The 19,729-nt window shown below is 45.5% G+C and carries 12 protein-coding genes, 4 rRNA genes and 1 riboswitch; of the genes, 3 read left to right on the top strand and 13 right to left on the bottom strand.

The window, feature by feature from the left end; translation table 11 throughout:
- Window positions 1-14: 14 nt before the first annotated feature.
- The 4 genes from LMH68_RS08760 to LMH68_RS08745 all read right to left on the bottom strand — a co-directional run bounded on the left by LMH68_RS08760 (window position 15) and on the right by LMH68_RS08745 (window position 7,066).
- Window positions 15-1,569 (bottom strand): 16S ribosomal RNA (locus tag LMH68_RS08760).
- A 411-nt stretch (window positions 1,570-1,980) separates the two neighbouring features.
- Window positions 1,981-2,096, bottom strand: a 5S ribosomal RNA gene (gene rrf, locus LMH68_RS08755).
- Window positions 2,097-2,230: 134 nt separating this feature from the next.
- Window positions 2,231-5,124, bottom strand: a 23S ribosomal RNA gene (locus LMH68_RS08750).
- A 387-nt stretch (window positions 5,125-5,511) separates the two neighbouring features.
- Window positions 5,512-7,066, bottom strand: a 16S ribosomal RNA gene (locus tag LMH68_RS08745).
- The 16S, 23S and 5S rRNA genes sit together here, the layout of an rRNA operon.
- A 676-nt stretch (window positions 7,067-7,742) precedes the next feature.
- Between LMH68_RS08745 and LMH68_RS08740 the strand changes: the two genes are divergently transcribed.
- Window positions 7,743-8,195: an RNA recognition motif domain-containing protein gene (locus LMH68_RS08740; protein WP_229648275.1), complete on the top strand. Its 453-nt coding sequence runs from the start codon at window positions 7,743-7,745 to the stop codon at window positions 8,193-8,195.
- On the opposite strand, the gene murI is transcribed toward LMH68_RS08740, so the two are convergent.
- From murI to LMH68_RS08725, 3 genes are read right to left on the bottom strand one after another with little or no spacing between them, the layout of a single operon-like run.
- Window positions 8,158-8,964, bottom strand: coding sequence for a glutamate racemase (murI, locus tag LMH68_RS08735; RefSeq protein WP_229648283.1), 807 nt, complete (start codon window positions 8,962-8,964; stop codon window positions 8,158-8,160). The two genes, LMH68_RS08740 and murI, sit on opposite strands and share 38 nt — an antisense overlap.
- Before the next feature lie 60 nt (window positions 8,965-9,024).
- A complete protein-coding gene (locus LMH68_RS08730; RefSeq protein ID WP_102332806.1) occupies window positions 9,025-9,690 on the bottom strand; it encodes an ATPase in 666 nt (221 codons plus the stop codon).
- Between the two features lie 48 nt (window positions 9,691-9,738).
- Window positions 9,739-11,589: a TonB-dependent receptor domain-containing protein gene (locus LMH68_RS08725; protein WP_229648276.1), complete on the bottom strand. Its 1,851-nt coding sequence runs from the start codon at window positions 11,587-11,589 to the stop codon at window positions 9,739-9,741.
- A 39-nt stretch (window positions 11,590-11,628) separates the two neighbouring features.
- Window positions 11,629-11,834, bottom strand: a riboswitch (cobalamin riboswitch).
- A gap of 154 nt (window positions 11,835-11,988) precedes the next feature.
- Here LMH68_RS08725 and trmA point away from each other — a divergent pair.
- Window positions 11,989-13,098 (top strand): tRNA (uridine(54)-C5)-methyltransferase TrmA, encoded by a 1,110-nt coding sequence (trmA, locus tag LMH68_RS08720; RefSeq protein ID WP_229648277.1) that lies wholly within the window; start codon window positions 11,989-11,991, stop codon window positions 13,096-13,098.
- Between the two features lie 81 nt (window positions 13,099-13,179).
- Here the strand turns inward: trmA and LMH68_RS08715 are convergent, their stop codons facing one another.
- Together LMH68_RS08715 and fabR are read right to left on the bottom strand one after the other, a co-directional pair.
- Window positions 13,180-13,551 carry a YijD family membrane protein gene (locus LMH68_RS08715; RefSeq protein WP_004736696.1) on the bottom strand — a complete coding sequence of 124 codons (372 nt, stop codon included), beginning with the start codon at window positions 13,549-13,551 and terminating at the stop codon, window positions 13,180-13,182.
- Window positions 13,551-14,192 carry an HTH-type transcriptional repressor FabR gene (gene fabR / locus LMH68_RS08710; RefSeq protein WP_010438693.1) on the bottom strand — a complete coding sequence of 214 codons (642 nt, stop codon included), beginning with the start codon at window positions 14,190-14,192 and terminating at the stop codon, window positions 13,551-13,553. Before fabR ends, LMH68_RS08715 begins: the two co-directional genes overlap by 1 nt.
- A gap of 327 nt (window positions 14,193-14,519) precedes the next feature.
- On the opposite strand from fabR, the gene sthA reads away from it, so the two are divergent.
- A complete protein-coding gene (gene sthA, locus LMH68_RS08705) occupies window positions 14,520-15,920 on the top strand; it encodes a Si-specific NAD(P)(+) transhydrogenase (RefSeq protein ID WP_017061048.1) in 1,401 nt (466 codons plus the stop codon).
- 183 nt (window positions 15,921-16,103) lie between these two features.
- On the opposite strand, the gene dinF is transcribed toward sthA, so the two are convergent.
- The 4 genes from dinF to LMH68_RS08685 all read right to left on the bottom strand — a co-directional run bounded on the left by dinF (window position 16,104) and on the right by LMH68_RS08685 (window position 19,630).
- The gene (gene dinF, locus LMH68_RS08700) at window positions 16,104-17,459 is read right to left on the bottom strand and encodes an MATE family efflux transporter DinF (protein WP_017061047.1); all 1,356 of its coding nucleotides are present in this window, start codon (window positions 17,457-17,459) and stop codon (window positions 16,104-16,106) included.
- A gap of 117 nt (window positions 17,460-17,576) precedes the next feature.
- A complete protein-coding gene (locus LMH68_RS08695) occupies window positions 17,577-18,455 on the bottom strand; it encodes a class I SAM-dependent methyltransferase (RefSeq protein ID WP_229648278.1) in 879 nt (292 codons plus the stop codon).
- 97 nt (window positions 18,456-18,552) lie between these two features.
- Window positions 18,553-19,173: a transcriptional repressor LexA gene (lexA, locus tag LMH68_RS08690; protein ID WP_019820514.1), complete on the bottom strand. Its 621-nt coding sequence runs from the start codon at window positions 19,171-19,173 to the stop codon at window positions 18,553-18,555.
- 94 nt (window positions 19,174-19,267) lie between these two features.
- Window positions 19,268-19,630, bottom strand: a complete 363-nt coding sequence (locus tag LMH68_RS08685; protein WP_017061045.1) for a diacylglycerol kinase — start codon at window positions 19,628-19,630, stop codon at window positions 19,268-19,270.
- Window positions 19,631-19,729 lie beyond the last annotated feature (99 nt).

Below are 19,729 nucleotides of genomic sequence, written 5' to 3'. Positions count from 1 at the left end.
AAGATATCTTCGTATAAGGAGGTGATCCAGCCCCAGGTTCCCCTAGGGCTACCTTGTTACGACTTCACCCCAGTCATGAACCACAAAGTGGTGAGCGTCCTCCCCGAAAGGTTAAACTACCCACTTCTTTTGCAGCCCACTCCCATGGTGTGACGGGCGGTGTGTACAAGGCCCGGGAACGTATTCACCGTGACATTCTGATTCACGATTACTAGCGATTCCGACTTCATGGAGTCGAGTTGCAGACTCCAATCCGGACTACGACGCACTTTTTGGGATTCGCTCACTATCGCTAGCTTGCTGCCCTCTGTATGCGCCATTGTAGCACGTGTGTAGCCCTACTCGTAAGGGCCATGATGACTTGACGTCGTCCCCACCTTCCTCCGGTTTATCACCGGCAGTCTCCCTGGAGTTCCCGACATTACTCGCTGGCAAACAAGGATAAGGGTTGCGCTCGTTGCGGGACTTAACCCAACATTTCACAACACGAGCTGACGACAGCCATGCAGCACCTGTCTCAGAGCTCCCGAAGGCACACCTGCGTCTCCGCTGGCTTCTCTGGATGTCAAGAGTAGGTAAGGTTCTTCGCGTTGCATCGAATTAAACCACATGCTCCACCGCTTGTGCGGGCCCCCGTCAATTCATTTGAGTTTTAATCTTGCGACCGTACTCCCCAGGCGGTCTACTTAACGCGTTAGCTCCGAAAGCCACGGCTCAAGGCCACAACCTCCAAGTAGACATCGTTTACGGCGTGGACTACCAGGGTATCTAATCCTGTTTGCTCCCCACGCTTTCGCATCTGAGTGTCAGTGTCTGTCCAGGGGGCCGCCTTCGCCACTGGTATTCCTTCAGATCTCTACGCATTTCACCGCTACACCTGAAATTCTACCCCCCTCTACAGCACTCTAGTTCACCAGTTTCAAATGCAGTTCCGAGGTTGAGCCCCGGGCTTTCACATCTGACTTAATGAACCACCTGCATGCGCTTTACGCCCAGTAATTCCGATTAACGCTCGCACCCTCCGTATTACCGCGGCTGCTGGCACGGAGTTAGCCGGTGCTTCTTCTGTTGCTAACGTCAAGAGATAACGCTATTAACGTTACCCCCTTCCTCACAACTGAAAGTACTTTACAACCCGAAGGCCTTCTTCATACACGCGGCATGGCTGCATCAGGCTTTCGCCCATTGTGCAATATTCCCCACTGCTGCCTCCCGTAGGAGTCTGGACCGTGTCTCAGTTCCAGTGTGGCTGATCATCCTCTCAGACCAGCTAGGGATCGTCGCCTTGGTGAGCCATTACCTCACCAACTAGCTAATCCCACCTAGGCATATCTTGACGCGAGAGGCCCGAAGGTCCCCCTCTTTGGCCCGTAGGCATTATGCGGTATTAGCCATCGTTTCCAATGGTTATCCCCCACATCAAGGCAATTTCCTAGGCATTACTCACCCGTCCGCCGCTCGACGCCCATTAACGCACCCGAAGGATTGTTAGTGTCGTTTCCGCTCGACTTGCATGTGTTAGGCCTGCCGCCAGCGTTCAATCTGAGCCATGATCAAACTCTTCAATTTAAGATTTTGTGACTCAACGAATACTGACTTCAAAACTAATATTTACCGAAGTAAACATGTAATTTTAAAGCTATTACCCCTCTCTTCTTAAATAAATAGGAACAGAATGGTAATGAATTGACTGTGCCGAATAACTACAAGTAGTTAAACGTATTGGTCACTCAGTTCATTGAAATCAATTTTGATTCCGAAGAATCTGTTTTATCTAACGATAAAACGTTTTGATATTCATCAACGAGTGCCCACACAGATTGATAGGTTTAAATTGTTAAAGAGCTTTGCTTTCAGTGCCTTAGCACTTAAGCAGGACGCGTATAATACGCTTTCTACTTTGAAAGTCAACATAAAATACTAAGAAAACTCAGAACTCTATGGTGACTTGTCTATTTAATAGACAAAGTCGAATTTAAAGCCTGGCGATGTCCTACTCTCACATGGGGAAGCCCCACACTACCATCGGCGCTATTGTGTTTCACTTCTGAGTTCGGCATGGAATCAGGTGGGTCCACAATGCTATGGTCGCCAAGCAAATTTTGCTTTTACTTTCAGCTTTTTTAAAAACTGAAGGCAAAATAATCTGGAAAACTGATTTAAAAGTCTCTTTCAAACTCATTCAAGCGTTTGGTATTTCTTTGAGTCCACAAAACCCCTTGGGTGTTGTATGGTTAAGCCTCACGGGCAATTAGTACAGGTTAGCTCAATGCCTCGCAGCACTTACACACCCTGCCTATCAACGTCGTAGTCTACGACAACCCTTTAGGACACTTATAGTGCCAGGGAAAACTCATCTCAAGGCTCGCTTCCCGCTTAGATGCTTTCAGCGGTTATCGATTCCGAACTTAGCTACCGGGCAATGCCATTGGCATGACAACCCGAACACCAGAGGTTCGTCCACTCCGGTCCTCTCGTACTAGGAGCAGCCCCTTTCAATTTTCCAACGCCCACGGCAGATAGGGACCGAACTGTCTCACGACGTTCTAAACCCAGCTCGCGTACCACTTTAAATGGCGAACAGCCATACCCTTGGGACCGACTTCAGCCCCAGGATGTGATGAGCCGACATCGAGGTGCCAAACACCGCCGTCGATATGAACTCTTGGGCGGTATCAGCCTGTTATCCCCGGAGTACCTTTTATCCGTTGAGCGATGGCCCTTCCATTCAGAACCACCGGATCACTATGACCTGCTTTCGCACCTGCTCGAATTGTCATTCTCGCAGTCAAGCGGGCTTATGCCATTGCACTAACCACACGATGTCCAACCGTGTTTAGCCCACCTTCGTGCTCCTCCGTTACTCTTTGGGAGGAGACCGCCCCAGTCAAACTACCCACCAGGCACTGTCCGTAATCCCGATTCAGGGACCAACGTTAGAACATCAAAACTACAAGGGTGGTATTTCAAGGACGACTCCACCACATCTAGCGACGCGGTTTCAAAGTCTCCCACCTATCCTACACATGTAGGTTCAATGTTCAGTGCCAAGCTGTAGTAAAGGTTCACGGGGTCTTTCCGTCTAGCCGCGGGTACACTGCATCTTCACAGCGATTTCAATTTCACTGAGTCTCGGGTGGAGACAGCGTGGCCATCATTACGCCATTCGTGCAGGTCGGAACTTACCCGACAAGGAATTTCGCTACCTTAGGACCGTTATAGTTACGGCCGCCGTTTACCGGGGCTTCGATCAAGAGCTTCGACCGAAGTCTAACCCCATCAATTAACCTTCCGGCACCGGGCAGGCGTCACACCGTATACGTCATCTTACGATTTTGCACAGTGCTGTGTTTTTAATAAACAGTTGCAGCCACCTGGTATCTGCGACTCTCGTCTGCTCCATCCGCAAGGGACTTCACTGATAAGAGCGTACCTTCTCCCGAAGTTACGGTACCATTTTGCCTAGTTCCTTCACCCGAGTTCTCTCAAGCGCCTTGGTATTCTCTACCCGACCACCTGTGTCGGTTTGGGGTACGATTCCTTACAATCTGAAGCTTAGAGGCTTTTCCTGGAAGCATGGCATCAATGACTTCACTACCGTAGTAGCTCGACATCGTATCTCAGCGTTAATAGCGGTCCGGATTTACCTAAACCACCCGCCTACGTACTTGAACCTGGACAACCGTCGCCAGGCCCACCTAGCCTTCTCCGTCCCCCCATCGCAATTGTAAGAAGTACGGGAATATTAACCCGTTTCCCATCGACTACGCCTTTCGGCCTCGCCTTAGGAGTCGACTTACCCTGCCCCGATTAACGTTGGACAGGAACCCTTGGTCTTCCGGCGAGGGAGTTTTTCACTCCCTTTATCGTTACTCATGTCAGCATTCGCACTTCTGATACCTCCAGCAGCCCTTACAGACCACCTTCAACGGCTTACAGAACGCTCCCCTACCCCACATACCCTAAGGTACGTAGCCGCAGCTTCGGTGTATAGCTTAGCCCCGTTACATCTTCCGCGCAGGCCGACTCGACCAGTGAGCTATTACGCTTTCTTTAAATGATGGCTGCTTCTAAGCCAACATCCTGGCTGTCTGAGCCTTCCCACATCGTTTCCCACTTAGCTATACTTTGGGACCTTAGCTGGCGGTCTGGGTTGTTTCCCTCTCCACGACGGACGTTAGCACCCGCCGTGTGTCTCCCGGATAGTACTTACTGGTATTCGGAGTTTGCAAAGGGTTGGTAAGTCGGGATGACCCCCTAGCCTTAACAGTGCTCTACCCCCAGTAGTATTCGTCCGAGGCGCTACCTAAATAGCTTTCGGGGAGAACCAGCTATCTCCAGGTTTGATTGGCCTTTCACCCCTAGCCACAAGTCATCCGCTAATTTTTCAACATTAGTCGGTTCGGTCCTCCAGTTGATGTTACTCAACCTTCAACCTGCCCATGGCTAGATCACCTGGTTTCGGGTCTAATCCTAGCAACTGTACGCCCAGTTAAGACTCGGTTTCCCTACGGCTCCCCTAAACGGTTAACCTTGCTACTAAAATTAAGTCGCTGACCCATTATACAAAAGGTACGCAGTCACACCACGAAGGTGCTCCTACTGCTTGTACGTACACGGTTTCAGGTTCTATTTCACTCCCCTCACAGGGGTTCTTTTCGCCTTTCCCTCACGGTACTGGTTCACTATCGGTCAGTCAGTAGTATTTAGCCTTGGAGGATGGTCCCCCCATATTCAGACAGGATATCACGTGTCCCGCCCTACTCGTTTTCACTGATTATGATGTGTCGGTTACGGGGCTATCACCCTTTACTGCGAGACTTTCCAGACTCTTCACCTGCATCATTAAAAGCTTAAGGGCTAATCCAATTTCGCTCGCCGCTACTTTCGGAATCTCGGTTGATTTCTCTTCCTCGGGGTACTTAGATGTTTCAGTTCCCCCGGTTTGCCTCCTGTTGCTATGTATTCACAACAGGATACTTACTTATGTAAGTGGGTTTCCCCATTCAGGAATCCCAGACTCAAAAGGTTATTACTACCTAATCTGGGCTTATCGCAAGTTATTACGCCTTTCATCGCCTCTGACTGCCAAGGCATCCACCGTGTACGCTTAGTCACTTAACCATACAACCCGAAAGGGTTTCTATTTGCTTTCACTTTAAAAAGTGAAGACAAATAAGCGTATGGCAACTAACCAAGGTTTTTGGTTGTCATCAAGAAGGGTTAATTCTCAATGACTGTTTGCCGGACTCAATTGTGATTCAAACAAGTTTGAATCGAATACAAGACACTTGAATGTGTTTGTTGTGTTTATCTAATGAAAGATAAACATTGAGAACTTTTAAATTTGATTGAATTACTCGTAAGTAATCAATCAGTCAGCTTTCCAAATTGTTAAAGAGCATAAAGCAAAAAGCTTTAATCAATAACTTACGTTATTAATTAAAGCTCTGGCTTTAACTAAATCTAAACCATCAATCTGTGTGGGTACTCATCGTAAATATCTTCGTATAAGGAGGTGATCCAGCCCCAGGTTCCCCTAGGGCTACCTTGTTACGACTTCACCCCAGTCATGAACCACAAAGTGGTGAGCGTCCTCCCCGAAAGGTTAAACTACCCACTTCTTTTGCAGCCCACTCCCATGGTGTGACGGGCGGTGTGTACAAGGCCCGGGAACGTATTCACCGTGACATTCTGATTCACGATTACTAGCGATTCCGACTTCATGGAGTCGAGTTGCAGACTCCAATCCGGACTACGACGCACTTTTTGGGATTCGCTCACTATCGCTAGCTTGCTGCCCTCTGTATGCGCCATTGTAGCACGTGTGTAGCCCTACTCGTAAGGGCCATGATGACTTGACGTCGTCCCCACCTTCCTCCGGTTTATCACCGGCAGTCTCCCTGGAGTTCCCGACATTACTCGCTGGCAAACAAGGATAAGGGTTGCGCTCGTTGCGGGACTTAACCCAACATTTCACAACACGAGCTGACGACAGCCATGCAGCACCTGTCTCAGAGCTCCCGAAGGCACACCTGCGTCTCCGCTGGCTTCTCTGGATGTCAAGAGTAGGTAAGGTTCTTCGCGTTGCATCGAATTAAACCACATGCTCCACCGCTTGTGCGGGCCCCCGTCAATTCATTTGAGTTTTAATCTTGCGACCGTACTCCCCAGGCGGTCTACTTAACGCGTTAGCTCCGAAAGCCACGGCTCAAGGCCACAACCTCCAAGTAGACATCGTTTACGGCGTGGACTACCAGGGTATCTAATCCTGTTTGCTCCCCACGCTTTCGCATCTGAGTGTCAGTATCTGTCCAGGGGGCCGCCTTCGCCACTGGTATTCCTTCAGATCTCTACGCATTTCACCGCTACACCTGAAATTCTACCCCCCTCTACAGTACTCTAGTTCACCAGTTTCAAATGCAGTTCCGAGGTTGAGCCCCGGGCTTTCACATCTGACTTAATGAACCACCTGCATGCGCTTTACGCCCAGTAATTCCGATTAACGCTCGCACCCTCCGTATTACCGCGGCTGCTGGCACGGAGTTAGCCGGTGCTTCTTCTGTTGCTAACGTCAAGAGATAGCGCTATTAACGCTACCCCCTTCCTCACAACTGAAAGTACTTTACAACCCGAAGGCCTTCTTCATACACGCGGCATGGCTGCATCAGGCTTTCGCCCATTGTGCAATATTCCCCACTGCTGCCTCCCGTAGGAGTCTGGACCGTGTCTCAGTTCCAGTGTGGCTGATCATCCTCTCAGACCAGCTAGGGATCGTCGCCTTGGTGAGCCATTACCTCACCAACTAGCTAATCCCACCTAGGCATATCTTGACGCGAGAGGCCCGAAGGTCCCCCTCTTTGGCCCGTAGGCATTATGCGGTATTAGCCATCGTTTCCAATGGTTATCCCCCACATCAAGGCAATTTCCTAGGCATTACTCACCCGTCCGCCGCTCGACGCCGTTATCGTTCCCCGAAGGTTCAGACAACTCGTTTCCGCTCGACTTGCATGTGTTAGGCCTGCCGCCAGCGTTCAATCTGAGCCATGATCAAACTCTTCAATTTAAAGTTTTGATTACCTAAATTAATAGGTGTGACTCAACGAATACTGACTTCAAAACTAATATTTACCGCTCTTTCGAAAAAGAACAGAAACATGTAATTCTAAAGCTATTACCCCTCTCTTCTTAAATAAATAGGAACAGAATGGTAATGAATTGACTGTGCCGAATAACTACAAGTAGTTAAACGTATTGGTCACTCAGTTCATTGAAATCAATTTTGATTCCGAAGAATCTGTTTTATCTAACGATAAAACGTTTTGATATTCATCAACGAGTGCCCACACAGATTGATAGGTTTAAATTGTTAAAGAGCGCTAGCGTTTTGTGATTCACATCTCAGTCGCTAGGGGTGCGTACTATACCTGCACCACTTTGAGAGTCAAGGGTTATTTTCAAACTCTTTTTCTCTACCGATTTCGCTGTGTGACTTTCGTCTCACTCCGTGTCGGTGAGGCGGCATTATAGAGAGATTGAGATGGAGCACAAGGGCTTTTTGAAATAAAAGTTTTGTTCGCCTAAAAAGCCACCAGATCCGCATTTTTCGAATAAAAACTAAACATTTGAGACGTATCACAGCAATACATTGGAAAAATGGAAGCCATGAACGTAAGATTCATGTGTCTATTTTGTTAATAGTAGATGCGTCTATTTCGTTTATTAATATGTAGTATTCCGATATGAACTCAAAAAAATCGATGTTGTTAATTGTCGCACTGGCTGTATTAGGCGGCATTGTTTTCTCTCAGGTAGATATATCGCCTGCAATTACCTTTATCCTTGGTGTCTTGGCTTCCGCTTTTGTTGTTAACTTTTCAAGCACCAACTCAAAATCAGATCCAGAACCTAAGGCTTCAACCAAAACACTTTATGTGGGTAACCTTCCATACAAAGCGAACGAATCACATGTACGTGAATTATTCTCAGAGCATGGTGAAGTATTTGCAGTACGCTTAATGAAAGACAAACGTACTGGTAAAAGAAGAGGCTTTGGATTTGTTGTTATGGCAAGTAATGATGTGAATCATGCAATCTCTGCACTTAACGATAAAGATTACATGCAACGCACTTTAAAAGTACGTGTTGCAAATGATCCTAAACATCCTGAAACGGACGAATCTGAACTGAGCTAAACCCTAACTGCTTTAACATACTATTTAGTGCACTTTCTTTTTTAGGAAGTGCACTACAAAAAACCTCACGCACTCCCACTTCTTTATTAATGCTTTCCAAACCCAACAAATCTTGAACTCGCTTCGCTATTGCTTTACCAGAATCTATCAGCATTACACTTTCACCTAGTACTTGTTGAATCTCAGATTTGATAAGTGGGAAATGAGTACATCCTAAAACAGCCACATCAATCGTGTTGATCATCGGTTGAAGGATTTTCTGTAACTCTTCAAGGCTAATTTCCTCACCTCTGAGTTTATCTTCGGCCATATCCACCAGTCGAGTAGAACCCAACAGCTCTACTCTTTTATTACTCGAGAAGTTTTTGATGAGCTCGTGTGTGTATTCACGAGTAATCGTCGCAGGGGTTGCAATAAGTCCAACCGCTTTATTAGCCAGTAACGAGGCAGGTTTGATTGCCGGGACAACACCGACAATAGGGATAAGGTTATTAGCGCGAAGTGCAGGCAGGACTATCGTACTGGCCGTATTACAAGCTATCACCACAATATCAATAGCGTGACTCGCAACAAAACTGGCGACGATACTTTGGACTCGCTGAATGAGGACTTGCTGATCGAGCTCACCATATGGGTAAGCCTCGTTATCGAATACATAGATATAGTTGTGATTTGGTAGTAACTGGCTTATCTCTTTATATACAGAGAGGCCGCCAACTCCAGAATCAAAGACCAATATGTTTTTTTGTATGCTTTTCGACACAACCATTACCTGTAAGAAGTTCCGCAGCAATGATACCCCTTCACTTAGTTTTCGCCAATCATCACTCTATATAATGCAAGCTCGGTAGCGTTGATGCCCAAAGCGCTCACCCTGCTCTACATTTTCTAGCTCTATCTTGAGCTTACCTTTAAAGCATGGCGCTGACGTTACTAAGGTATGGAACTCACCATCTTCTCCACATGGGTCGACGTGACTTGGCAAACTGTCTATTAGTTCAGGCGTGTATTCTTTCCCGCAATAGCTCATGTCTAATGCATCGCTATCAACTGTGACGAGGAAGGTTTCGATTCCTCTATTTATGATTTCTTGAGCCAGAGTTTGGCTACTCTCTCCTAGTAGAGGAAATACACACTCCCAGCCCGCAGGTTCTATATAACTTCTTCGGTAATCAGCAATACCATTGCAAAACATATCGCCGAATGCCACGGCATCAATAGATAAACCCGATCCTTTAAGCGCCGTAACAATCGTACTTTGATAGATCTCGTTACTTGGGAACACCTCCGGCAGCTCAATCGTTATTAGAGGCAAACCGATCAATGTAGCCTGCATTCCGACAACCTCGATTGGCGTGACTTGGAAAGGGACCTCATCTCCAACATACGTAGTATAGAGAGCAACAACTTCATACTCGGTGCTTTCAAGTAGACGTTCTAGGGTTAATGTAGAGTCTTTGCCTGACGACCAACTTATGACGACTTTCTTTTTCATTGATATACCCAATAAGAAAAAACCGCCCGAAGGCGGTTTAGGTGATAATTAGAATTGGTAAGATGCTGATACAAAGTATTCACGACCCGGTGTCGCGTAACCACTATACATTTCATAATCTTCATCGAATGCGTTACTCAGTTTCCCTTTCACCTTAAGATCTGCCGAAACTGCGTACTCAGCAGTAAAATTCCAAAGACTGTAGCTTGCTAATCGTGTCGTACCATTAAAACGCTCACCTTGATAAAGATACTGAGAGCCCAGAACCCAATCACCTAACTCAGCAAAGGCGTTCCATTTAGCGCCTTGTTTAGAACGGTATGCTAATTGCTGCTCTTTACCATTAGACTTATCTACTGGATCTTTCCAATCTAAGTAAAACTGGTGTGTAACGATTGAAGTATCAAAACCTAAACCCAGTTCAACACCTTTGATTTCAGCTTCACCAATATTGGTCATGCCAGCACCCTGCCACATCAACATGTTATCAATCTTGTTGATAAAGCCAGTAATAGACCAATCTAGATAAGAATGTGTGCCTTCAAGTGTTAACTCTGTATTTTGAGAGTCTTCTGCTTTTAGATTAGGAGCTTCGTAACCTGGGTAATATAAGTCTAAAAACGTAGGAGCTCTAAATGCAGTACCATGACTCGCTTTAAGCTCATAATTATCAAGGAATGCCCAACCCGCCGCTGCTTGCCACGTCGTGTTGTTTCCATATTGGCTGTTCTCATCATTTCGAGCACTTGCTTCAAGTGTCCAGCCATCTATAGTGTATTGACTAATAACACTCACACCATAGTTTTCACGAGGGTTCTCTTCTGGTTTATAGTAACTAGAACCAGTATAACCTTCATCTAACTCTTCACGTCGGTAATCTAAACCACCACCCAAAGCCAACTGCTCGTTTACTCGGTATGAATTCAACCAAGCAGCATTGATTTGGTTAATCGATGTGATACCACCACTTTTCTTACTCTTACCTACAATATAATCGTAGTTGTCTTGCTCTGCATAAGTAAGATCTAACGTTGAAGTGAGGTTATCTTCGTTGTAAGCCAAGTTTGTATTGATTGAACGAAATTCAGTTCGGCCAACTTTTTCTTCATGTCGAGCAGGCCCCCAAGGAGAAGCTGCCGAGCTATTGTCGTACTCACCTTCGTTGTCATAAGCCACAACATTAACAAAGGCATTAACTGTCTTGGTTAGCTGATTTTGGTAGCCAATATTTAAATTGTATGACTCAAAGCCGTGCTCATCACCATCATTGATACCCTCAATCGGCTTAACATTAAATCCATCATCCTTTTCATAACCAACAACAGCTTTAATATGTTGGTTATCATCAATTTTATGCAGAGCAGCTAAGGAGGTTACATAATGATTGTTTGTGCCATACCCGCCATACACTTTAACGGCATTCTCATTCACATCTGCTCTAGTAATAATATTGATGACACCAGAAATAGCTTCAGAACCATATATAGAGGCGCGCGCACCACGAATGAATTCAATTCGTTCAATTGAGTTAACTGGCAAAGAGTTAAAATCAACACCACCCATCATAGCTCTTGGTAAGCGAGTTCCATCCATTAGTACTAGAACTTGAGAAGAACTACCGCCTCGCACATAGAACGAGGCTGTTTGCCCGCGACCACCATATTGAGCAACTTCAACGCTTGGCAACGTTCGAAAAACGTCAATAAGGCTATTTGCTTGAAGTTTTGAAATGTCTTCTTTGGTAACCACTACAGTTTGCGCTAATACTGCGCCATCAACTTGCTCAAAACGGTTAGCCGTCACCACCATGGTTTCGTCGGCAGATGCTTCTTGGGCGTGTAAATTGGAGATAGGTGAAAGCAGCGATGCTACAGCAACCGCTAAAAGGGATTTCTTCATGTTGTGATCCTAAATCGCGTAAAGTCCTACCAAACCACATTGTGTGGCTTAGCCGCTGGCAGGTATTCGGACTCAAGAGCACAACCCTTATGGTTACCTAATATTCGACTTCCCACAAAAAGCTATTTGCAGTGTCTTATGAATACTCGTTCTCTTTTACCGCTGCGCGTCAGTTCTGGATTCACACCAGATTCCCTCTTCAGCCATCTATACATCCAAATGGCACCAGCTTGTCGGAGATAGTATTAACCTATGAATCATTTGTCTAGTCTAAGATAGTTATAAGCTATAGTTTTCAAGGTCGATTTACATTGAATAGCTCTCAACACTGGACAAGCGCCTGTGATTGAATAAAATCTGCGCTCTTGATTTAAAAGCACGACAGCAAAAGGCATAACAATGGCGAATTTAGATGTAAACCCGCAACGCTACCAAGAACAGCTCGCAGAAAAGACTGAACGTCTTACTGAAATGTTCTCACAATACAATGTGCCTGAGCTGGAAGTGTATGAATCTCCAGAACAACACTACCGCATGCGTGCTGAATTCCGCGTGTGGCATGAAGGTGACGATATGTATTACGTCATGTTCAATCAAGAGACCAAAGAAAAATACCGCGTAGACCAGTTTCCTGCGGCTAGTCGTCTTATCAACGATCTAATGCCTCTATTAACGGATGCAATGAAGAGCAACCATTCTCTACGCCACAAGCTATTCCAAGTAGACTTCCTATCTACACTAAGCGGCGAAATTTTGGTGTCACTGCTTTACCACCGTCAATTGGGTGAACAGTGGATTCAAGATGCTAAAGCACTTAAACAGCAATTAAACGATGAAGGTTTCAATCTAAACCTGATTGGCCGTGCGCGTAAGATGAAAATCGTACTAGACCGCGACTACGTCATTGAAAAGCTAGACGTGAATGGTGACAGCTACATCTACCAACAAGTAGAAAACAGCTTTACTCAACCAAACGGCAAAGTAGCAGAGAAAATGTTGGAATGGGCTGTCGATTGTACTCAAGACAGCAAAGGCGACTTACTTGAGCTTTACTGTGGTAACGGTAACTTCTCATTAGCGCTAGCACAAAACTTCGAGCGTGTACTGGCAACTGAACTGGCGAAACCGTCAGTAGAATCTGCGCAATACAACATCGCTGCGAACAACATTGAAAATGTTCAGATCATCCGTATGTCTGCAGAAGATTTTACTGTAGCAATGGAAGGCAAGCGTGAGTTCCGTCGTCTACAGCAAGCGAACATCGATCTTAAGAGCTACAACTGCAACACTATCTTTGTTGATCCACCGCGTTCAGGTATGGATGTTGATACTTGTAAGATGGTTCAAGGCTACGAGCGTATCATGTACATCTCTTGTAACCCTGAAACATTGAAAGAGAACCTAGACATCCTAAGCGAAACGCACGACATCACTCGTTTTGCTCTGTTTGACCAGTTCCCTTACACGCACCACATGGAAGCTGGCGTATTCCTAGAGCGTAAAGCGTAAGTATCGCTTTCAGGTCTAAGCCAAACAGCAGATACAAAAAAAACGAGCCCATTGGCTCGTTTTTTTAATTTCTAAATCAGCTTAAGCAGTTTTGCCGATAAAGCCGAGTTTCTTACCTACCCATGCAAGAAGCAACATCGCGACAATAATCGCAAAGAAGTTTGAGCCAGCATCAGGGTGTTGTGCCTTCACAAAAGCCGAGTGGCCAAATGCACCCACGAAGAAACAAGCTAAACCTACTAGTGGGATATCTTCAGATACTGGGTTAGTTAGGTACTCTTGGTAAAGCGCTTGTACAGCCAAAACTAAAGCGATAAGCGGGAAAATAGAGAAGCCCACTTCGCTCATTGTTACCCAAGATAACAATGCATCACCACACACACCGGCTACAACAGCAAGTACGAGTGTTTTTCTTTCAGAACCACGGTTTACAGTATTATTTTCATTCGACATTATTCAATCCCGCCTTTTAATCGGTTACGTTCACGTTCTTTACGATACCAAAAAGCTCCTTTGGCCATCATTCGCAATTGCATGATCAAGCGTTCAGCCAATTCATCTCGCTGACGTCGATCTAAATCTAATGCTTCTGCCCCTGAGTTGAAGACTAAGATAACCGAGGCTTCCGCTTGAGTGAAAGCTTCGTCCCTTGTCATGCCAGTCGTTATCAAATATTCGGTTAACTCAGCAGAGAAGTGCTGTATCTCACGAGCTACCGCTGCACGAAACTCAAATGAAGTTCCTGAGCGCTCTCGCAATAACAGTCTGAATACGTTAGGGCTGCTTTCAATGAATTCCATAAAGGTTTCAACCGATGTACGAATCACACTGCCTTCTTTTACTATGCGTTGCCTAGCTTGACGCATTAACTGGCGCAGCAGTAAGCCACCTTCATCAACCATGGTTAAGCCAAGCTCATCCATGTCTTTGAAGTGACGATAAAAGGAAGTCGGTGCTATTCCAGCCTCACGAGCGACTTCTCTCAAGCTTAGATTGGAAAAACTACGATCGGCGCTGAGTTGGCTAAATGCTGCATCGATTAAGCTGCGACGAGTTTTTTCTTTTTGCTGTGCGCGAATGCCCATTGGTTTCATACTTTATCAATTTCTTCTTTTACAGCCTAAACAGGCATGTCTAATACTCTATTCAATATAACGCGAATCACTTATTTATATAAGGCACTCTGGTTATATAAGACACTAAACATACCTCTTTGTTCACGTACCGAAGTAAATACGTTCGAAGAAAAAATTTCAATATCCACACTGTCATTTGGAGACATACGACATACCAAATATTATTTTTTCGATAACACTGCGTGATCCCACCGACTCTCTGATGCCCTTTTCATGTACCCAAGAACAGAATCAGTTAAAATCTCGCTAAAGCAATGTTACTCAAATATAACAAGGAAGATATCTATGCCGCACTCCAACCACTTTGATGTAATCGTAATTGGTAGTGGCCCCGGAGGAGAAGGGGCAGCGATGGGATTAACCAAAGCCGGGTTGAACGTTGCAATCATTGAGAAAGAGAGCAGCGTTGGTGGTGGTTGTACTCACTGGGGAACCATTCCTTCAAAGGCACTGCGTCATGCCGTAAGTCGTATTATCGAATTCAACAGTAATCCGCTGTTTTGTCAGAACAACAAAAGCATACACTCAACGTTTTCTAACATTTTGGGGCATGCCAAATCGGTTATCGACAAGCAGACTCGATTACGCCAAGGCTTCTACGACCGCAACCAGTGCACGTTGGTCTTTGGTACTGCACGTTTTATCGATACCAACACTGTCTCGGTAATGCAAAGCGATGGCACTGAAGAACATTACAGTGCAGACAAATTTGTTATCGCGACAGGCTCTCGCCCTTACCAACCAGATAACGTCGACTTCCTGCATGAACGTATCTACGACAGTGACTCGATTCTTTCTCTTAAACACGACCCGCAACACATCATCATCTATGGTGCTGGCGTTATTGGTTGTGAATACGCGTCGATTTTCCGCGGTTTGGGTGTAAAAACCGATCTTATCAATACTCGTGACCGTCTGTTGTCATTCCTAGACAATGAAACCTCAGATGCACTTTCTTATCACTTCTGGAACAGCGGTGTCGTGATTCGCAACGATGAAACCTTTGAGAAAATTGAAGGCACTGATGATGGCGTGATCATTCACCTAGAGTCAGGTAAAAAGATGCGCGCTGATTGCCTACTGTATGCCAATGGCCGAACGGGTAATACCGATAAACTGAACCTTGGTGCTGTTGGCTTAGAAGCGGACTCGCGTGGGCAAGTCTCAGTAAATACCAATTACCAAACCAATGTTGACCATGTTTACGCTGTCGGTGATGTGATTGGCTACCCTAGCCTAGCAAGCGCGGCTTATGACCAAGGTCGATTTGTGGCTCAAGCAATTGTGAAAGGTGAAGCTGAACGCCACCTTATCGAAGACATTCCAACCGGCATCTACACCATCCCGGAGATCAGTTCTGTTGGTAAAACCGAGCAAGAACTTACCGCAGCTAAAGTACCGTATGAAGTAGGACGTTCTTCATTCAAACACCTAGCTCGTGCTCAAATTGCGGGTAAAGACATTGGTAGCTTGAAGATTCTGTTCCATCGCGAAACCAAAGAGATTTTAGGTATCCACGTGTTTGGTGAGCGTGCCGCTGAAATCATCCATATCGGACAAGCGATCATGGAACAGAAAGGTGAAGCAAATACCATCGAGTACTTTGTGAATACAACCTTTAACTATCCAACGATGGCGGAAGCTTATCGTGTTGCAGCACTCAACGGGCTTAACCGTTTATTCTAGATAAAGAACCAATAGGAGTATTTGACCACCCATAGGCCAAATACATAAACAGCAAGCCACGCGCTTGCTGTTTTTATTTAAAACACTGAATATTAAGGCATTGATAGTAATTAGATCATGATGTTCTAAATACCCCTTTACCTGTACAGCCTCATTTACTCTCCACAAACAGAGCCCTCAGAGCTAAGCGAGAAACTCCCCTTTCTTCCACTGAGAAACAAACAACACACCAAGACCAATTCCGCGCATTGCCATAAAGCTCAGCATCGCTAACCACAGTGCATGGTTCTCTAAACCTGATGCTAAATAGAAAATCGCGAAGAAACTACAGGTCGCAACAAACATACTATTGCGCATATCCTTGCCCTTAGTTGCTCCAACAAAAATACCATCCAACAAGAAGCACCACATAGACACCAATGGCATTGCGATTAACCACGGTAAATACACCTCGGCTTGACTCTTCACGTCTGGGATTGTGGTGATCATATTGATTAAGCTCGAGCCAACGAGTGCGAACACTATGGTCAGTACCAAACAAATATTGAAGCTCCAGAAGAAAGTTCCAATCAATGACTGGTTCAGCTCATCTTTGTCTTTCGCGCCTATCGCCTTACCGACCATCGCTTCCATTGCGTAGGCAAAGCCATCCATCCCATAAGAGATGATCATCAAGAAACTCATCAACACGGCATTGGCCGCAACAACATCATCGCCAAAGCTTGCACCTTGGAAGGTCATGAAAGTGAAAGTCGCTTGTAGGCATAATGAACGAAGAAAGATATCGCGATTCAATTTCACGAAACGACTCAAACCTTGGCTGGTTTTCTTAAGCAGATCCCATGGCGATGGTAACTGCTTCTTCGCCCAGATTCGGTAAACACAAATCAAGCCAAATGTTAGACCGGCATAATCAGCCATTACAGATGCCAATGCTGCACCTTCCACTTGCCATCCTAAGCCGATAACAAAAACAATATCCAAAACGATATTGGTGATATTGGTGATGATCACCATCCACATGGGCGCTTTGGCATTTTGAGTCCCGAGTAACCAACCTAGAATCACAAAGTTAGTTAGCGCAGCAGGCGCACTCCAAGCGCGGATTGAGAAATATTGCTGACCATAGTGCTTAACTTGATCACTGGCGCTACTCAATGAGAAAACTAAATCGGCGACTAGACTGTGTAAAAGCAAAAAGACACCAGCAAACCCTAAGGCCATGGTCACGCCTTGCACAAAGACTAAACCAAGTTGCTTGCCATCATTCGCACCATAAGATTGTGCGGCTAGCCCTGTTGTCGACATGCGCAGGAAACCAAGCAACCAAAAGGTCACGCTGATCATTGTGCCGCCCAGCGCCACACCACCTAAATACCAAGAGTGCTCGAGGTGACCGATAACCGCCGCATCGACTAAGCCCAGCAGTGGAACAGTAATATTAGAGAGAACCATCGGGATCGCGAGCAGCAGCACTTTTTTGTGCATCGCCTGATTGGATAGCGTTTGAAAAATAGTTTGGGGATTAAATAGCTTCACGATCACCTCTTAGATTAGAGGCGATAGTTTAACCTAGTGGGTGGGCTTTCACTATGTTGTGGAATTTTACTTATACCGGCTATGTACTCAGTTACTCGAAATACAGAACCACTAGGGTTACCACTTAACGAGCACTAACTGCGGCGTTAAACGCTTTTTGACCTGAGAGATCTTACAAAGAAGCCGCTGCCACAATTTCCAACGATTGCATTGTTGGTCTAGGGGAGAAAACGCTTTTACCCATTGTGCCCATGGCAGCCAATTAAGAACGCTGTCTATTGGTGAAGACAACCCATGAGCATACTTTCCTGAACCAAGCTTTTGTCCCAACGTACTTGAGCTTTTATCTCCAGCTAAGACTAAACACGCATGTGCATGAGTAAAGTAGCGGCTCAAAGACTGAATGAAGTTCGCGGTCTGTTGTTCATTACAATCCAGCAAAGCATGTTCACACACCACCATCACCGAGGCTTGTTCTGGAATATTAAGTTCATCCAACCAAGTTAGGTCATCGACAGAGCCACACTCTAAGCGATAGCGTTCATTTTTGTGGAACAAGCGTTGTCGCCAAAGCAGATTCTCGGTTACATCTAACTCAACCCAATGACAGCGGCCATTATCTAAACGGTAGAAACGGGTATCGAGCCCTGCTCCCACGTTAATAATCCAAGCATCTGGGTTATGAGATAAAAACTGTTGAACTTGAGAATCACAAAGTTGAGTCAGTGTCGCGTAAAGGAGTTGCTGTTGGTCGAGTTCACCGGTAAGACATTCTGGTGCGAGCTGGCAACGCTTGCAGGCTTGAGCTGCGATAGGATCATAAACGAGACCATCATCAGCTAGGCTTTCACGGCTACGAAACCAAAGATGCTGAACGAGGTTCGTCGGAACTTGGAATTCTTGATGTGCAGACCCTTGTTCAGAAGAAGCCTTTTGAACAGAGGAGCGCGGCTTACGAGTAAGCGGCTTCATTTGAGGTTTGGTTGGGTTTGTCATCATCATCTTCCTTGTATCTCGACAAAGAAGATGATAATGAATATCAATTACAATGACAAGTTATTGAGAATAAATATCAATAAGCTGTTTGTACTGACTACATCCAGTCGGTGTTGCGAATAATACCAACCGCAAGCCCTTCAATAGACAAGTGTTGAGATTCTAGATCGACATGGATTGGAGAAAACTCTTCATTTTCAGCATGTAACAGAACCGTTGAACCTTTACGTTCTAGGCGTTTTACCGTTACATCATCATCGACACGAGCCACTACAACCTGACCATCGCGTACATCTTGTGTTTTATGAACAGCTAATAAATCACCATCCATAATACCGATGTCTTTCATACTTTCGCCATTTACACGAAGTAAGAAGTCAGCTTGTGGTTTAAACATGCCTGGATCAACTTGGTAATGCATTTCTACATGCTCTTGAGCCAAGATAGGCTCACCAGCGGCAACCTGACCGATTAATGGTAAACCTTGCTCTTCGTTTGCTGCATCTTCAAGCAAAATACGAATACCGCGAGACGCACCCGGGATAATCTCAATCGCTTCTTTACGAGCAAGAGCTTTCAAATGTTCTTCTGCAGCATTAGCAGAACGGAAGCCTAGTTCACGCGCGATTTCTGCACGTGTCGGTGGCATACCGGAATCTTCGATCTTACCTTTGATAAGGTCAAAGACTTGTTGCTGGCGGGGCGTTAACGGCTTCATGATTCACCTGTCTTTTTATACAGTTGACTGTGAGTATATCCAGTAACTGAACAAAAGCAAAGCAATTGCTTGTTTTTAGTTCATTTTTAGCAAATTACAAAAACAGGATCTCTAGCCACACATAACCTGCGAGTGCCAAACAGATGAAAACTGCTGCCGAACCGACATCTTTAGCCATCCCAGAAAGCTCATGATGTTCACTGCCGATTCGGTCGACAACCGCTTCAATCGCGGTATTGATTAGCTCGACAACCATCACCAATACCACCGATGAGATCATTAAGATTCGTTCAACTTGGCTTACATCTAGGTAAAATGCCAACGGAATAAGCACGACCGCCATGAACACTTCCTGTCGAAATGCAGCCTCATTTTTAAACGAACTCGTAATGCCTTGCCATGAAAAGCCTGCTGCTTTGATGATGCGTTTGAATCCGGTGTTTGATTTTTTGGTCATTTTTAACCCTATACTCAATCAGTCGATGAATGATTTTCCACAAACTTAACGGCAATATGACTATTTCCATTAAAAGGTTAGACCAGTTTCTGGTATTCT

The organism is Vibrio sp. F13, assembly GCF_020806305.2.
Classification (GTDB): domain Bacteria; phylum Pseudomonadota; class Gammaproteobacteria; order Enterobacterales; family Vibrionaceae; genus Vibrio; species Vibrio crassostreae_C.
The sequence above is the reverse complement of the archived record's forward strand: the minus strand, read 5'-3'. Positions and strand labels throughout refer to the sequence as shown.

Bases quoted from the DNA above. Each gene is read 5' to 3' on its own strand.
- sthA (WP_017061048.1), top strand. From the start codon at position 14,520: ATGCCGCACTCCAACCACTTTGATGTAATCGTAATTGGTAGTGGCCCC.
- lexA (WP_019820514.1), bottom strand. From the start codon at position 19,173: ATGAAGCCGTTAACGCCCCGCCAGCAACAAGTCTTTGACCTTATCAAA.
- LMH68_RS08715 (WP_004736696.1), bottom strand. From the start codon at position 13,551: ATGTCGAATGAAAATAATACTGTAAACCGTGGTTCTGAAAGAAAAACA.
- LMH68_RS08740 (WP_229648275.1), top strand. From the start codon at position 7,743: ATGAACTCAAAAAAATCGATGTTGTTAATTGTCGCACTGGCTGTATTA.
- LMH68_RS08725 (WP_229648276.1), bottom strand. From the start codon at position 11,589: ATGAAGAAATCCCTTTTAGCGGTTGCTGTAGCATCGCTGCTTTCACCT.
- LMH68_RS08695 (WP_229648278.1), bottom strand. From the start codon at position 18,455: ATGACAAACCCAACCAAACCTCAAATGAAGCCGCTTACTCGTAAGCCG.
- fabR (WP_010438693.1), bottom strand. From the start codon at position 14,192: ATGAAACCAATGGGCATTCGCGCACAGCAAAAAGAAAAAACTCGTCGC.
- trmA (WP_229648277.1), top strand. From the start codon at position 11,989: ATGGCGAATTTAGATGTAAACCCGCAACGCTACCAAGAACAGCTCGCA.
- murI (WP_229648283.1), bottom strand. From the start codon at position 8,964: ATGGTTGTGTCGAAAAGCATACAAAAAAACATATTGGTCTTTGATTCT.
- LMH68_RS08685 (WP_017061045.1), bottom strand. From the start codon at position 19,630: ATGACCAAAAAATCAAACACCGGATTCAAACGCATCATCAAAGCAGCA.
- LMH68_RS08730 (WP_102332806.1), bottom strand. From the start codon at position 9,690: ATGAAAAAGAAAGTCGTCATAAGTTGGTCGTCAGGCAAAGACTCTACA.